The 14091-nt window shown below is 62.2% G+C and carries 17 protein-coding genes; 11 read left to right on the forward strand and 6 right to left on the reverse strand.

The genetic code is table 11. The features are described from left to right. Position 1: 1 nt before the first annotated feature. Both JQ567_RS24975 and JQ567_RS24980 read left to right on the forward strand, forming a co-directional pair. Entirely contained in the window at positions 2-1717 is a 1716-nt protein-coding gene (locus tag JQ567_RS24975) for a dihydroxy-acid dehydratase (RefSeq protein ID WP_212441262.1), read from the forward strand. Positions 1718-1739: 22 nt separating this feature from the next. Beyond that, on the forward strand, positions 1740-2420 hold the full coding sequence (locus tag JQ567_RS24980; protein WP_212441263.1) for a GNAT family N-acetyltransferase: 681 nt from the start codon (positions 1740-1742) through the stop codon (positions 2418-2420). A gap of 8 nt (positions 2421-2428) precedes the next feature. Here JQ567_RS24980 and JQ567_RS24985 read toward each other — a convergent pair whose 3' ends face one another. Next, positions 2429-3061, reverse strand: coding sequence for an HAD-IA family hydrolase (locus JQ567_RS24985; protein WP_212441264.1), 633 nt, complete (start codon positions 3059-3061; stop codon positions 2429-2431). A gap of 18 nt (positions 3062-3079) precedes the next feature. Further along, positions 3080-3916, reverse strand: coding sequence for an SDR family oxidoreductase (locus JQ567_RS24990; RefSeq protein WP_249165697.1), 837 nt, complete (start codon positions 3914-3916; stop codon positions 3080-3082). 113 nt (positions 3917-4029) lie between these two features. On the opposite strand from JQ567_RS24990, the gene JQ567_RS24995 reads away from it, so the two are divergent. After that, positions 4030-4734: a glutathione S-transferase family protein gene (locus JQ567_RS24995; RefSeq protein WP_212441266.1), complete on the forward strand. Its 705-nt coding sequence runs from the start codon at positions 4030-4032 to the stop codon at positions 4732-4734. Here JQ567_RS24995 and JQ567_RS25000 read toward each other — a convergent pair. After that, on the reverse strand, positions 4731-5288 hold the full coding sequence (locus JQ567_RS25000; protein WP_212441267.1) for a disulfide bond formation protein B: 558 nt from the start codon (positions 5286-5288) through the stop codon (positions 4731-4733). The two genes, JQ567_RS24995 and JQ567_RS25000, sit on opposite strands and share 4 nt — an antisense overlap. 7 nt (positions 5289-5295) lie before the next feature. Next, on the reverse strand, positions 5296-5454 hold the full coding sequence (locus JQ567_RS25005) for a DUF5993 family protein (RefSeq protein WP_212441268.1): 159 nt from the start codon (positions 5452-5454) through the stop codon (positions 5296-5298). A 118-nt stretch (positions 5455-5572) separates the two neighbouring features. Here JQ567_RS25005 and JQ567_RS25010 point away from each other — a divergent pair, with 118 nt between their 5' ends. Beyond that, on the forward strand, positions 5573-5941 hold the full coding sequence (locus JQ567_RS25010; RefSeq protein WP_212441269.1) for an ArsC family reductase: 369 nt from the start codon (positions 5573-5575) through the stop codon (positions 5939-5941). 13 nt (positions 5942-5954) lie between these two features. Here JQ567_RS25010 and JQ567_RS25015 read toward each other — a convergent pair whose 3' ends face one another. Next, complete coding sequence (locus JQ567_RS25015) at positions 5955-6578, reverse strand: PAS domain-containing protein (RefSeq protein ID WP_212441270.1); 624 nt, start codon at positions 6576-6578, stop codon at positions 5955-5957. Between the two features lie 4 nt (positions 6579-6582). Further along, complete coding sequence (locus JQ567_RS25020; protein WP_212441271.1) at positions 6583-7185, reverse strand: PAS domain-containing protein; 603 nt, start codon at positions 7183-7185, stop codon at positions 6583-6585. Positions 7186-7555: 370 nt separating this feature from the next. Here JQ567_RS25020 and JQ567_RS25025 point away from each other — a divergent pair, with 370 nt between their 5' ends. The 7 genes from JQ567_RS25025 to JQ567_RS25055 all read left to right on the forward strand — a co-directional run bounded on the left by JQ567_RS25025 (position 7556) and on the right by JQ567_RS25055 (position 14060). Beyond that, positions 7556-8311, forward strand: coding sequence for an ABC transporter ATP-binding protein (locus JQ567_RS25025; protein ID WP_212441272.1), 756 nt, complete (start codon positions 7556-7558; stop codon positions 8309-8311). Then, the gene (locus JQ567_RS25030; protein WP_212264842.1) at positions 8304-9047 is read left to right on the forward strand and encodes an ABC transporter ATP-binding protein; all 744 of its coding nucleotides are present in this window, start codon (positions 8304-8306) and stop codon (positions 9045-9047) included. The genes JQ567_RS25025 and JQ567_RS25030 overlap by 8 nt, the downstream gene beginning before the upstream one ends. A gap of 37 nt (positions 9048-9084) precedes the next feature. Next, on the forward strand, positions 9085-10302 hold the full coding sequence (locus JQ567_RS25035; RefSeq protein ID WP_212441273.1) for an ABC transporter substrate-binding protein: 1218 nt from the start codon (positions 9085-9087) through the stop codon (positions 10300-10302). A gap of 109 nt (positions 10303-10411) precedes the next feature. Then, a complete protein-coding gene (locus JQ567_RS25040; protein ID WP_192739604.1) occupies positions 10412-11275 on the forward strand; it encodes a branched-chain amino acid ABC transporter permease in 864 nt (287 codons plus the stop codon). A gap of 1 nt (position 11276) precedes the next feature. Then, positions 11277-12245, forward strand: a complete 969-nt coding sequence (locus tag JQ567_RS25045; RefSeq protein WP_212441274.1) for a branched-chain amino acid ABC transporter permease — start codon at positions 11277-11279, stop codon at positions 12243-12245. Between the two features lie 151 nt (positions 12246-12396). Continuing rightward, positions 12397-13041 (forward strand): DUF47 domain-containing protein, encoded by a 645-nt coding sequence (locus tag JQ567_RS25050; protein ID WP_212441275.1) that lies wholly within the window; start codon positions 12397-12399, stop codon positions 13039-13041. 14 nt (positions 13042-13055) lie between these two features. Beyond that, positions 13056-14060 carry an inorganic phosphate transporter gene (locus JQ567_RS25055; RefSeq protein ID WP_212441276.1) on the forward strand — a complete coding sequence of 335 codons (1005 nt, stop codon included), beginning with the start codon at positions 13056-13058 and terminating at the stop codon, positions 14058-14060. Positions 14061-14091: the final 31 nt, after the last annotated feature.

A 14091-nucleotide genomic window follows, 5' to 3' on the forward strand; every position in this document is an offset into this window, starting at 1 on the left:
AATGGTTGAAGACAGCAGTACCTACTGGAAGAGAGCCCGCGTCGAACTGCGTGCCGCCGGATTCGAGCCGGATCGCGCCGCGAAGACCAGCGCTGTCGTGACGATTGCGAGCGCCTATACCAATGCGCATCGCTGCAACAATCGCGTGCGTACCATTACGGATTTGCTGGTCGATATTCTCGCCGAACGCGGCGGGCAGGGGCTGATCGTGGGGGCGCCTGCGGTGTCGGACGCGCTGACGCAGGGCACGCCGACGGCCGGCTACAGCCTGGCGTCGCGTGACGTCGTCGCCGATTGCTTCGAGATCGGCCACTACGCGCACCATGGCGACGCCATGATTGTGATCTCCGGCTGCGACAAGACAGGCGCTGCCGCATTGATGCCGCTGGCGCGGACCAACGCGTTCGGGCTCGTGCTCTATCCCGGCACCAGTTCGCCGGGGCGGGTGTCGTTCGGGGCGTGGGCCGCCAAGGGCAACAATCTGACCATCATGGATTACGCGGAGGCGCGCGCGGCCAACGATTCCGGCCGCATCTCGTCGGAAGAGTTGACCGAGATCGAGCGCAACGTGATGCCCGGCAGCGGCACCTGCGGTGCAATGTTCACCGCCAACACGATGAGCACGATTGCGGAAGCGATCGGCATGATGCTGCCGCGCGGCGCCTCGCATCCTGCCGACTACCACGCCGGCAGCGACATCCACGCCGACGTCCGCGCGCAGGCCCGTGCCTCGGTCGACGCGCTGTACCGGCTGATCGAGGCCGGCATCCGGCCGCGCGACATCATGACCGAGCGCGCGTTCGAGAACGCGATCACCACCGTCTACGCGATGGGCGGTTCGACCAACATGTATCTGCATCTGCTCGCGGTCGCGCGCGAGGCCCAGGTGCCGGTCGGCATCGAGCGCATCCAGCAGGTCGGCGAGCGGGTGCCGCTGCTGGCCGACCTGCAGCCGCATGGACCCTTTGCGATGGGAAGCCTGCATGCGATCGGCGGCGTGCCTGTCGTGATGAAGGAGCTGCTGCGCAACGGCCTGCTGCACGGTGACGTCATGACGGTGACCGGCAAGACGCTGGCGGAAAACCTCGCTGATGTGCCGACGCTGGAGCAGATCGGCCTGCAGAAGATCGTTTCGCCGGTGGCTAGTCCCGTCGCGCCGCCGAACAACCACATCAGCGTGCTGAAGGGCAATCTTGCGCCGGAAAGCTGCCTGCTCAAACTCTCCGGCAAGACGCTCGACAACGGACAATTTCGCGGCACGGCACGGGTGTTCGAATCCGAGGCCGCCACGATGGCTGCGATCCGCGCCGGCGAGATCGTGCCCGGCAATGTGATCGTGGTGCGCAATGTCGGTCCGGTCGGCGGACCGGGCATGCCCGAAATGGTGATGCTGACGATCCAGTTGCAGGGGCAGGGTCTCGGTGAGGATGTCGCGCTCATCACCGACGGGCGCTTCTCCGGCGTCTCGCACGGCATCCTGATCGGCCATGTCTCGCCGGAAGCGGCGCGCGGCGGTCCGATCGCGGCGGTCCGCGACGGCGATATCATCGTGATCGATCCCGGTGCGCGCACCGTCACCCTCGACGTGTCGCCCGAGGAGATCGCCCGGCGCATGGCCGACTGGCGCGGGCCAGACGCGGCGCGGGTGCGGCGCGGCTCGGTGCACGACAAATATATAAAGCTGGTGTCGTCGGCGCATTATGGCTGCGTGCTTTGAGCGGACTTGCGTCGGCAAAACCATGACCCATCCGCTCGATCAGCCGATCTGGAGCGCTCTGACGACCCGGCAGCAGGCGCTGGCGGAGGGCGGCGCCGTGGCGCGGCGCTTCCCGCTTGCGATCGGGCCATTCGCCGACATGGTCGACATGTCGCCCGAGAGTTTTGCAGCACTTGGCGCGCTGATGTCCGGAACCGAGATCGCTGTGCTGTTTACGTCGGACGCGGTGACCGTGCCGGATGACTTCAAAACCCTGCTTGCCGAGACCGGAGAGCAGATGGTCGGCACACCAGCGCAAAGTTCGCTTCCCGGCATGGACATCGTCACGCTCGGCGCCGCCGATGTGCCCGAGATGATCGCGCTGGTCGAGCTGACAAAACCCGGTCCCTTCAGTACACGAACCCATGAACTCGGAACGTTTCTCGGCATCAGGGTCGATGGCCAGCTCGTCGCGATGACCGGCGAGCGCATGAAGCCCGGCAATTACACCGAGATGACCGCGGTCTGCGTGCATCCGTCCCATCGCGGCCGCGGCTACGCGCAGGCGCTGCTCGGTGCCGTCGCCCGCGGAATCGTTGATCGAGGCGAGATTCCGTTCCTGCATGTGTTTACCAGCAACACCTCGGCGATCGCGCTCTATCAACGGCAGGGAATGCAGATCCGTCGTCGCCTGCATGTGACGGTGCTGCAGAAAAAGGCGTGACGGTTCAATCAGGCGATCGTGAGCCCTAGTTTGATCTCTTCGAGCGTATGGAAGAAATGCGTCGGCCCGGCTGCCTGCAGCGCGGCGGGCAGGGCGTAGCCCCAGGCGACCGCGCCTGAATCCATGCCGGCGGACCTGGCGGCTTCGATATCGCGGAGTTCGTCGCCAATGCAGAGGACTTCGGAGGGACTTGTTCCGAGCTGCAGCGCAACGCGCTTGAATTTGTGGTGCTTGCCGAACAGCGAGGCGCCGCAGTCGAAGTGCTCGATCAGCGCCGCGGAAGGACCGAGGACCTGGCGTACCGATGCTTCGCTGTCGGAGCTGACGATCGCGGTGTGAATGCCGAGGCTCTGCAGGTCGGCCAGCAGTTGCGGGGCGCCGTCGAACAGCGATATCTGGTTTGCGGCCGCAAGCTTGCGCCGCCGCATGTCGCGCGAGATGGCCGGCAGCTTCCACATTGGCATGTTGAGGCGGGCGATGATTTCGCGGCCCGACCGTCCGCGCAATCCCTCCAGTTCCTCGGCGCTGACGGGCGCGAGGTCGAACTTCGCGATCAGGTCCTGAAAAATTGTTCGAAACCAGGGAAGCGAGTCGGCGAGCGTGCCGTCGAAATCGAAAATGGCGAGGCGATAGCGGGGCATGCGGGATCGACTAGCACATCACCTGTCGCCGCCGAAATAGTCCGGCTTGCCGGTGGTCCAGGTCTCACCCCACAGCTGACCGCCGCCGTCGACCGTCAGCGTTTCGCCGGTGACGAATTTACCGGATGGGGCGGCGAGGTAGACGCTGGCTTCCGCGATGTCCCATGGCGATCCCGCGCGCATCATCGGGTTCGAGCGCGGATAGGCGGCGCGGGCTTCCGGCGTGTAGACGTTCCAGCCCTCGGTTTCGATCGCGCCGGGCGCCACGCAATTGACGCGGATGTTCAGCGGCGCCCATTCGACCGCGACGGCGCGCGACAGCCCGATCACGCCGGCTCGCGCCGCGACCGAATGCGCGATGCCGTAGAGCCCGTGTGTCGTCACCACCACGATGTTGACGATGCTGCCGGGATGCTTGCGGTCACGCCAGCGTTGCGCGGCGGCCTGCATCATGTACCAGGTGCCGTTCAGGTTGGTGTTGATGACCGTGTTCCAGCCCTTCACGGAAAAGTCGATCGCGGCTTGCGGAAACTGCCCGCCGGCGCTGTTGACGAGAATATCGAGCCTTCCATGCGCGGCCCATATCACGTCGAACAGGGCGTTGATCGCGTCGGGCTCCCTGATGTCGGCGGTGTGGGCCGATGCTTTCAGGCCGCGTCCGGCCATTTCGGCCACCAGTGCATCGAGCTTGCCCTGATCGCGCCCGACCACGGCGACATGCGCGCCGAGCCGCGCAAACAGCCAGGCGATCGCCCGCCCGATGCCGCCGGCGCCGCCCGACACCAGCACGACCTGACCGTTGAGGGCATCTGCCGCGAACACGGTCGGATGAACCGCAAGCTCTGCGTCAGTCATTCCGAGCTTCGGCGGCGACGGATGATCAGTCATTGGTGGCGCCAACCCTTGTTAAGCGCGGCAAGGTTCGTACATTACCCGCCTCACAACAACCAAGCAAAGAACGAGTGTCAATGTCCGACCTTTCCGGCTTTCCCATCACAAAACGCTGGCCCGCCAAACATCCCGAAAAACTTCAACTTTATTCGCTCCCGACGCCGAATGGCGTCAAGATCTCGATCATGCTGGAAGAGATCGGGCTGCCTTACGAAGTGCATCTCGTCGACTTCAACAAGGACGACCAGAAGACGCCGGAATTCCTGTCACTGAATCCGAATGGCAAGATCCCTGCGATCCTCGATCCCTATGGTCCCGGCGGCAAGCCGCTTGGCCTGTTCGAGTCGGGGGCGATCCTGCAATACCTCGCCGAGAAGACCGGCAAGCTGCTGCCGGCGGACGCCGCGCGCCGCTGGCAGACCATTCAGTGGGTGCACTTCCAGATGGGCGGGATCGGGCCGATGTTCGGCCAGGTCGGCTTCTTCCATAAATTCGCCGGCAAGGAGTTTGCCGACAAGCGGCCGCTTGAGCGTTATGTCGCCGAGTCCAAGCGCCTGCTCGACGTGCTTGAGATGCATCTGGGCGGCCGGCAGTGGGTGATGGACGATGAATATACCATCGCCGATATTTCGATGCTCGGCTGGGTGCGCAACCTGATCGGTTTCTATGGTGCGCGCGAACTCGTCGCGTTCGATAGTTTTAAATACGTGCCGGCGTGGCTGGAGCGCGGCCTCGCGCGGCCTGCCGTGGAGCGCGGCCTGAACATTCCGAAGCGGGCTTAGGAGAAGCGCTTGAGCAGTTCGTAGACGGTCGGATTGTCGGCGCAGGCGCCGAAACCGCATTCCAGGAGGGTCGAGATCACGTTGAGCGCAGTCAGCCCGATCACGAGCCATACGGCGGCCTGCGCGAACAGGCCGCCGGTCGGCGGCAATGCAGCGCCATCATCTTCGAACTGACGGTCGAACAGCAGCGCCGCCGCGAGAAGAACGATGGCCGCGATGAAGCCGATCAGGGCCCAGGTGTAATAGTGATAGCCGAGCAAGGCCGAACCGTAGCCCACGTCTCCCGGCATGATGTGCAGCAGCACCTGCCGGGTCGAGGCCACAGCGCCGGCAACCGCTGTAAGCAACGACAGCGCATAATGGCTGGGACGCGGTCCGAAGCGGATGTTCAGGATCGGGCCGATGGCCAGCATCGCAAACAGGATGCGCTGCAGCAGGCAGAGCGGGCAGGGCAGTTCGTGCAGCAGCAGCTGCGCCGCAAACGCCGCCGCCAGCACCAGCGCGACGGCGTAGAGGCTGAGCGCATTCAGGGTGATGGCGCGGGTCTGGGTCATGGGCGGCTCAGAACGACAGTTTCAGCGTATCGGTCGCGTGGTGCAGATAGGTTGCGGCGCAGGCGACCATGACGGCGGCGTACAGGCCGAGCGCAAGGGCGCGTGAACCGCGCCAGGCAACCAGCATCACGATGCTTGCTGCCACAAACAAAAGGGTGAATTCCATGCGGGGCCTCACCTGCGGGTGACACGTCAGTCTATGATGGATTCGCTGATCTGCATTGTATAAAAACCTGCGGACGATCCGCCAGGAGCGAATGGCGCCAAATCTGGAATGTATTGAAATGCCCATCACCATCTACGGCATCAAGAACTGCGACACCGTGAAGAAGGCCCGCACCTGGCTCGACAGCCACGGCGTCGCTTACGATTTTCACGACTACAAGACTGCGGGCATCGCCAAGGACAAGCTCAAGCAATGGTCCGATGAACTCGGTTGGGAAACCCTGCTCAACCGCGCCGGCACGACCTTCCGCAAGCTGCCGGATGGTGAGAAGGACGGGCTGAACGAGCGCAGGGCGCTGGCGCTGATGCTGGCGCAGCCGTCGATGATCAAGCGTCCCGTGCTCGATCTCGGCGGCAAATTGCTGGTCGGGTTCAAGCCGGACGTCTACGCCAAGGAAGTGGCGTCGAAGAGCAAGCGCAAGGCTTAATTGAGTTCAAGGCCTAGCCCAGTTCGATCACCTCGTCGGATAGCTGCCGGCTTGCCGTGCTCGGCACGAAATCGCGGTCGATGATCGCCCTGACCAGAATTACGGGCACGGCCTTCGGCCTGAGACCCATCAAATTTTTGACCTTGAAGCCGCCCTCGATACTGATGCTCTTGTAGGAGCCGACGATCTGTTCGACCGTATGGCCGCGACCGAACGGCAGCAGCAGCCGCTCATAGGACACGTCCTTGTTGTCTTCATCCTGCACCGTTGAAATCGAATAGGCCGGCCGCTTGTGTTTCAGGCAAGCGCGATAAAGCGTGGCCACGCGAGCATAGCGTTCCGGCCCGACTGCGTCGTCGAGATAGCGATTGGTCCGCTCAGCCGGCTTGAGGTGATCGTTGCCATAGGTGGCGCTTAGTGTGGCGCCTGACTGGGTGATCAGGAAGCGCGCACTGTCGCCTTCGCCGATAACATCATATCCCATCATGTCGGCGAGTTCGTCGCCAACGCGGTTGGGCTGGAAATCATCGACAAGGGGAAGTGGCCGGTGCTTGGCGGCGGCGTGCAACCACGCGTTCAGGAACTCACGCTGCTTGATCGACCTCACCACCGAGGCATCGCAACTTTCGAATTCCATCGGACTAACCAAATTCCAGTATGTCGCCGGACGGAATGCGGCCGGGCGCGCGATGGAAGAGATCGCGGTCGATGATGGTGCGAAGCTTGGGCACCGGCAGCTTGTCGCTTCCGCGCATCAGGTTCCTGATCTCGAAACCGCCATCCTCGCTGATGGTCTTTAGCGATGCGATGATGTGGGTGACGTTGCCGTCGTCGGAGAACGGCAGCAGCAGCCGCTCATAGGCAACGATTCGCCCGTAGATGTCATCGATATTGGCGATGGTGTAAGCGGGGAGGCGGCGGGCGATGCTTTCGTAATAGACCGGCATTACGATGGACGCGAGCCTTGCGCCCAGATACTCGTCAAGATAGCGGCCCTTGCCGGTATTGCCATACGCGCTCGACATCCGCCTGCCGTCACTCTGGATCAGCAGGCGCGGTGGCTGAGCGCCGCTATCGACAGCCAAGAAAACAAGGTCGGGAAGTTCATCCTCGATCCGCGCCGGTTGATATTCGTCCATGCGCGGCAGGGCCTGGTCGCGGGCAAAAAGCCGCAGCCAGGTGTTCAGCAAATCGCGCTGCTTGATCGATTTGACGATTGATGGGTCGGCGCTTGCAAAATCCACGGCCGCGATCCCTGCCTGACTAAATCGCGAGATAATCCGCCGCGGGCGGTAATATTCTATGAAACGGCCCGATTGCAGCAAAACACCGTTAACGGCGGCTTTCCGGTGCGCGGGAACGGCGGAAAAACGCTCCGGCACCCTGCTATTCGCGCAGGCCGTGCAATTCGACTAAGGGCGGATTTGGAACCGGCACTAATGCTTTGGCCTAGCCAAGCTTTCCGCCTTGCCTAATCCGTGCCGTTGACGGCATATTCCGCCCGGAGGCGGCAGGTCCGGGACGGTTTCCAAGGCGTCCGGGAGAGCCTGCCCGACAAGGGAAAAATTGGCCGCGCGCGAGGGACTTCGCAGCGGGCTGATGGGGGAAGTTTGTTTGGCCGATGAGTTCATTCTCGAAACCCACGGATTGACCAAGGAATTCGCGGGTTTCTTCGCCGTTCGCGACGTTGCTCTCAAGGTGCGTCGCGGCAGTATTCATGCGTTGATCGGGCCGAACGGCGCCGGCAAGACGACATGCTTCAACCTCCTGACCAAGTTTCTGAAGCCCTCGGCGGGTCAGATTCTGTACAAGGGGCGGGACATCACCGCGATGGCGCCGGCCGATGTGGCCCGTCTCGGGCTGGTGCGTTCGTTCCAGATTTCGGCGGTGTTTCCGCACCTCACGGCGCTGGAGAATGTTCGGGTCGCGTTGCAGCGGCAGCACGGCAGCTCATTCGATTTCTGGCGCTCCAAGAGCGTGCTCGATCGCTTCAACGGCCGGGCCCATGAGCTGCTGAACGATGTGGGTCTAAGCGAATTCGCCACTACGCCGGCGGTCGAGATGCCCTATGGGCGCAAGCGCGCGCTCGAAATCGCAACGACACTGGCGCTCGATCCGGAGATGATGTTGCTCGACGAACCGATGGCCGGCATGGGCCACGAGGACATCGACAAGATCGCGGCGCTGATCAAGAGCATCTCGGCGAAACACACGATCCTGATGGTCGAACATAATCTCTCCGTGGTGGCGAACCTTTCCGATATCATCACGGTATTGACGCGCGGTCAGGTGCTGGCGGAAGGCAACTATGCCGATCTGTCCAAGGACGAGCGCGTCAAGGAAGCCTATCTGGGGGCCGGTCATGGCTGAAGTAAAGATGGCGGAAGCCCCTGCAAAGACGACCGGCACGCCGGTTCTCTCGGTTCAGAACCTGGAGGCCTGGTACGGCGAATCCCACATCCTTCACGGCATCAATTTCAATGTGAACGCCGGCGAGGTGGTGACGCTGCTCGGACGCAACGGTGCCGGCAAGACCACCACGCTGAAATCGGTGATGGGGATCATCGGCAAGCGCACCGGTTCGATCCGCTTCAACGATCAGGACATTACGCGCGCCGCGTCCGACAAGATCGCGCGGATGGGCGTCGCCTTCTGCCCGGAGGAGCGCGGCATTTTCGCGAGCCTCGACGTGCGCGAAAACCTGCTGCTGCCTCCGATCGTACGCCCCGGCGGCCTGTCTCTCGATCAGATCTTCGAGCTGTTTCCGAATCTGAAGGAACGGCTCAACAGCCAGGGCACCAAGCTTTCGGGCGGCGAGCAGCAGATGCTCGCGATCGCCAGAATCCTGCGTACCGGTGCGCGGTTCCTGATGCTGGACGAGCCGACCGAAGGTCTGGCACCCGTTATCATCCAGCAGATCGGGCACACCATCGCGCGGCTGAAGTCGGAAGGTTTCACCATCCTGCTGGTCGAGCAGAATTTCCGCTTCGCCGCGACGGTCGCGGATCGCTACTACATCGTCGAGCACGGCAAGGTCATCGACGGGTTCGCGAATTCGGAACTGCAGGCCAATATGGACAAGCTCCACACTTATCTTGGCGTCTAATCGGTATAGTTCGGCAAGCAAAATTCAGGGAGAAAATATGAAACAGAAAATTTCGGCACTTCTTTTCGGCACCGCGCTGACCCTCGCCGCGAGCGGCGCGATGGCGCAGGATAAAACCGTCAAGGTCGGCGTACTCACCGACAATTCCGGTCTCTATTCCGACCTCGGCGGCGCCGGCTCCACGCTCGCCGCCCAGATGGCGATCGAGGATTCCGGGCTTGCCGCCAAGGGCTGGAAGATCGATCTGATTTCGGCCGACCACCAGAACAAGCCCGACATCGCCACGACAATCGCGCGCCAGTGGATGGACGTCGAGAAAGTCGACATCTTCGTGGACGTCCTCAACTCCGGTGTTGCGCTGGCGGTCAACAACCTGGTGAAGGAAAAGAACGCCATCATGATCAATACCGGCGCGGCGACGTCGGACCTCACAAATGCCCAGTGCTCGCCGAACACGATCCACTGGGTTTACGACACCTACATGCTGGCGAACAGCACCGGGCAGGCGCTGGTGAAGGCCGGCGGCGATACCTGGTACTTCCTGACCGCGGACTACGCGTTCGGCCACGCGCTGGAGCGCGACACCGCCGCCGTGGTGGTTAAATCGGGCGGCAAGGTTATCGGCAACGTCAGGCATCCCCTGAACTCGTCGGACTTCTCCTCGTTCCTGCTGCAGGCGCAGGCTTCCAAGGCCAAGATCGTCGGCATGGCCAATGCCGGCGGCGATACCACCAACACGATCAAACAGGCGTCGGAATTCGGCATCGTCTCAGGTGGCCAGAAACTCGCAGGCCTGCTGCTGTTCATCAACGACGTCCACGCGCTTGGTCTGAAAGTGGCTCAGGGCCTGAACTTCACCGAAACCTTCTACTGGGATCTCAACGACGACACCCGCGCGTTTTCCAAGCGCTTCTCCGAGCGCATGAAGAACAAGGCGATGCCGTCCATGGTGCAGGCCGGCGTCTATTCCGGTCTGATCCACTATTTCAAGACGGTCGACGCGATGGGCGGCAATCCGCATGACGGCATCAAGGTCGTCGAGAAGATGAAGGCGGCGCCGACCGACGACCCGCTCTTCGGCAAGGGCACCATCCGCGCCGACGGCCGCAAGCTTCATCCGGCCTACCTGTTTGAGGTCAAGAAGCCTGCCGAGTCCAAGGGACCGTGGGACTATTACAAGCTGGTCGGAACGACCCCGGCGGACCAGGCATTCAGGCCGCTTTCGGAGAGCGCCTGTCCGCTGGTAAAGAAGTAACGACGGCAGCCCGCCGGCACCGTGCCGGCGGGCTTCCCTTTGCGTCACCGCGCGATACCTTCGCGTCACCACGCGAAATAGCGTCACAACGAAATCGAGTGCGAAACCGATGCAAGCTCTCTACGCGCAGCTTTTAGTGGGATTGATCAACGGCTCGTTCTACGCGCTGCTCAGTCTGGGGCTGGCCGTGATCTTCGGCATGCTCAACATCATCAATTTCGCCCATGGCGCGCTCTATATGATGGGTGCGTTCTGCGCCTATTTCCTGCTCAACCTGGCGGGCATCGGATACTGGCCGGCGCTGATCATCGCGCCGATCGTGGTCGGCATCTTCGGCATGATCCTGGAACGGACCATGCTGCAGTGGCTTTCGGGCCTCGACCATCTCTACGGGCTGCTGCTGACGTTCGGTATCGCGCTGATCGTGCAGGGCGTGTTCCAGAATTATTTCGGCTCCTCGGGCCTTCCCTATGCGATCCCCGATGAACTGAAGGGCGGCATGAACCTCGGCTTCATGTTCCTGCCGATTTACCGCGGCTGGGTGGTGGTGTTCTCGCTCATCGTTTGCCTCGCCACTTGGTACCTGATCGAAAAGACGCGGCTTGGTGCCAATCTGCGCGCCGCGACCGAAAATCCGACGCTGGTGCGCGCGTTCGGCATCAACGTGCCCAGGATGATCACGCTGACCTATGGGCTCGGCGTCGGCCTTGCGGCGCTTGCCGGCGTCTTGTCCGCCCCGATCAACCAGGTCCGGCCGCTGATGGGCGCCGACCTGATCATCGTCGTGTTCGCGGTGGTGGTGATCGGCGGCATGGGCTCCATCATGGGATCGATCATCACCGGCTTTTCGCTCGGCGTGATCGAAGGACTGACCAAATATTTCTACCCTGAAGCTTCAAACACCGTGGTTTTCGTCCTGATGGTGCTGGTGTTGCTGGTGAAGCCAACGGGTCTGACCGGACGGGCGGCCTGATATGAGCGCATTGACTGACGATACACTGCCGGTGTCACCGCGTGCCGTGCGCGACGAGATGATCGTATTCGTCCTGATGGCAGCGCTACTGGCGATCGTGCCGCTGACCGGGATCTATCCGTTCTTCGTGATGCAGGCGCTGTGCTTCGCGCTGCTGGCCTGCGCGTTCAACCTCCTGATCGGCTACGGCGGGCTATTGTCGTTCGGCCACGCGATGTTTCTGGGGACGGCCGGTTACTTCACCGCGCATGCGCTGAAGGTCTGGGGGCTGTCGCCGGAGCTTGGAATTCTGGTCGGCACCGTAGGTGCCGCCGGGCTTGGCGTCATTACCGGCGTCGTCGCCATTCGCCGTCAGGGCATCTACTTCTCGATGATCACGCTGGCGCTGTCGCAGCTTCTGTATTTCATCTACCTGCAGACGCCGTTCACCCATGGTGAGGACGGCATCCAGGGCATCCCGCAGGGCTATCTGTTCGGCATCTTCAATCTATCCAAGCCGACGGTGCTCTATTACGTCATCCTCGTCGGGTTCCTTGGCGGTTTCCTCCTGATCTATCGCACCATCAACTCGCCGTTCGGCGAGGTCTTGAAGGCGATCCGCGAAAACGAACCGCGCGCGATCTCGCTGGGTTACAAGACCGATCACTACAAATTGCTGGCCTTCATCCTTTCCGGAACGATCGCCGGTTTCGCAGGTTCGCTAAAGGTATTCGTGGCGCAGAACGCCTCGCTCACCGACGTGCACTGGACGATGTCGGGCGAAATCGTACTGATGACGCTGGTCGGCGGTCTCGGAACCGTGTTCGGCCCCGTGGTCGGCGCCTTCGTGATCATCGCCATGCAGCAATATCTGGCCGGTTTCGGCCAGTGGGTGACGGTGATCCAGGGCGTCATCTTCGTCGCCTGCGTGCTGACTTTCCGCCGCGGCGTGATTGGCGAGATCGCGCATTTCTTCCGCCGTTCGCTCTAAATTGCCCGTTCGGGCGCGTTTTAACGGCCGACAAAGCGGTGGATGACCACTATTCCGGGATCCGTCGTCGCGCGCTTTGCCTGTGAATGGTCTATGACAGTTTTGTGACAGGCTGCCTCGGGCAGCCGTTCCAGAACGATGGATAAGACCGATGTTGCGCTGGTTTCGCTATTTCCTGCCCAAGGAAGAGCGGTTTTTCGACCTCTTTGCCCGTCATTCCCAGACCGTCGTGCAGGGGGCGCTGGCCTTGCAGGACATGCTGCGCGGCGGCGACGAGACGCCGGTGTTCTGCCAGCGCGTCAATCAGTTCGAGAACGATGCCGACAATATCACCCGCGAGGTGCTGACCGCGGTCCGGCGCACCTTCATCACCCCGTTCGACCGCGGCGATATCAAAAACCTGATCACCTCGATGGACGACGCCATCGACCAGATGCAGCAGACCGCCAAGGCCGTCATCCTGTTCGAGGTCCGCGCCTTCGAACCGCCGATGCGAGAAATTGGTACGCTGATTGTCGAATGCGCCAATCTGGTCGGCCGTGCTTTGCCGCTGATGCAGTCGATCGGCGACAACGTCGCGATGCTGACGGCGATCACCGAGGAGATCGGCAAGCTGGAGGGCCGCATCGACGACCTGCACGATATCGGGTTGAAGGAGCTGTTTCTCAAGCATCGCAACGCCAATGCGATGGACTTCGTTGTTGGCGCCGAGATCTACAAGCATCTCGAAAAGGTTTCGGACCGCTTCGACGACGTCGCCAATGAGATCAACTCAATCGTGATTGAACAGGTTTAGGGCAGGGCCATCAGGTGGACGCCACGCTTGGTCTTCCAATTCTGATCGCATTGATTGCGGTCGCGCTGCTGTTCGACTTCCTCAACGGATTGCACGACGCCGCCAATTCGATCGCCACCATCGTGTCGACGCGCGTTTTGCGGCCGCAATATGCGGTGTTCTGGGCCGCCTTCTTCAACTTCATCGCCTTTCTGGTGTTCGGCCTTCACGTCGCCAACACCATCGGCACCGGCATCATCGAGCCCAGCATTGTCGATGCGACGGTGATCTTTGCCGCGCTGGTCGGCGCCATCGTCTGGAACCTGATCACCTGGGGGCTTGGCATTCCCTCGTCCAGTTCGCACGCGTTGATCGGCGGCTTGCTCGGCGGCGGGATCGCCAAGGCAGGCCTGTCCGCGGCGGTCTGGAGCGGGCTGTCGAAGACGCTGCTGGCGATCGTGCTGTCGCCGCTGGTCGGATTCCTGCTGGCGCTGGTGCTGGTAGCGATCGTGTCCTGGCTGTCGGTGCGCTCGACCCCGTTCGCGGTCGACCGCGCCTTTCGCATCCTGCAATTCGTTTCGGCCTCGCTGTATTCGCTCGGTCATGGCGGCAACGACGCACAGAAGACCATGGGCATCATCGCGGTGCTGCTCTATTCGCAGGGCCATCTCGGCGCCGATTTCTCGATCCCGTTCTGGGTGGTGATCTCGTGCCAGGCGGCCATGGGCCTCGGTACGCTGATGGGCGGCTGGCGGATCGTTCGAACCATGGGATTGCGAATTACCAAGCTGACCCCGATGCAGGGCTTTTGCGCGGAAACCGGGGGCGCGGCGACCCTGTTCATGGCGACCTGGCTCGGGGTTCCCGTTTCCACCACCCACACCATCACCGGCGCCATTGTCGGCGTCGGCGCGGCGCGCCGGGTCTCCGCGGTGCGCTGGAACGTCGCCAGTTCGATCGTTTATGCCTGGGTCATCACCATCCCGGCCTCGGGAATAGTGGCGGCTGCGACCTATTGGGCGGTGGTGCTGCTGCGTTAGAGCGTTTTCAAGCGAAGTGGACGCCGGTTCG

This window comes from Bradyrhizobium sp. AUGA SZCCT0431 (assembly GCF_018131065.1).
GTDB lineage: Bacteria > Pseudomonadota > Alphaproteobacteria > Rhizobiales > Xanthobacteraceae > Bradyrhizobium.